2 protein-coding genes are annotated in these 822 nt (G+C 75.9%); one reads left to right on the top strand and one right to left on the bottom strand.

Annotation, left to right across the window (positions count from 1 at the left end; translation table 11 throughout):
• Positions 1–21 precede the first annotated feature (21 nt).
• Complete coding sequence (locus GTW08_RS21610; protein WP_073576629.1) at positions 22–408, bottom strand: hypothetical protein; 387 nt, start codon at positions 406–408, stop codon at positions 22–24.
• A 120-nt stretch (positions 409–528) separates the two neighbouring features.
• Here GTW08_RS21610 and GTW08_RS21605 point away from each other — a divergent pair.
• On the top strand, positions 529–822 hold a 294-nt coding region (locus GTW08_RS21605), incomplete at its 3' end, for a hypothetical protein (protein ID WP_202417506.1).

Below are 822 nucleotides of genomic sequence, written 5' to 3'. Positions count from 1 at the left end.
GCCGGGACAGCTCGGGCGCGGTCATCCGGCGGCCCGCCCGGTGTCCGAGGCGCGCAGGCCGGGGGTGAACACGTGCCCGTCGAGGACGGCCGGGCGGGGCGCCGTGCCCGGTCCGCCCGCGCGGACCCAGTCGGCGACGGCGTCGGTCGTCGCAGCGTCCAGGACCGCACGCAGCCACACCGGCCGCGCACCGGCCCGTCGCGCGACCGGAGTGGGTCCGACCACGACGACGTCGGAGTCGGCGCACGGACCGAGGCACTCGCTGGTCCGCAGCCGCGCGTGGCCCTCGATGCCCCGGGTGAGCCGGTCGAGCAGCCCGTCGTGGTGGGGCCGGTCCAGGCCCGGGTGCTTGCGACCGGAGCCGCAGCAGCATCCCCGGCAGACGGTGACGGCGGACAGCGCAGACATGATCCGACCCTACGCGACATATGACGGATTGTTCAGACGTCAAGGATGACAATCAGGTGAGTGCGGCCACCGCCACGCGGGAACCCTCCGGTCCCACACCCCGGACACCAGGAGATCCCCATGAGCCACCACGTCCTCGAGGCCGCCGGCGTCAGCACCCCGGCCACCGTCGTCGAGAAGCTGCACGACGCCGCCCGCGCGAGCACCGCCTGCGCCTCGGCCATGGTCGCCTCCGGCGGCATGGAGACCGAGGTGCTCCTCGCCCTCGACGCCGCCGACCTCTGTACCGCGGCCGCGAGCGTGCTCGGCCGCCGGACCGGGGACAAGGCGGTCGGCGAGGCCGCCGCGTCGGCCGCCGCGCTCGCCTGCGAGGCCAGCTCGGCCGCCTGCGGCGCGCACGCCGACCACCACGAG

Source organism: Pseudonocardia sp. SID8383 (assembly GCF_009864975.1).
Taxonomy (GTDB): Bacteria; Actinomycetota; Actinomycetes; order Mycobacteriales; family Pseudonocardiaceae; genus Pseudonocardia; species Pseudonocardia alni.
Note: the sequence above shows the minus strand (reverse complement) of the source record. Positions and strands in the feature narration are given on the sequence as shown.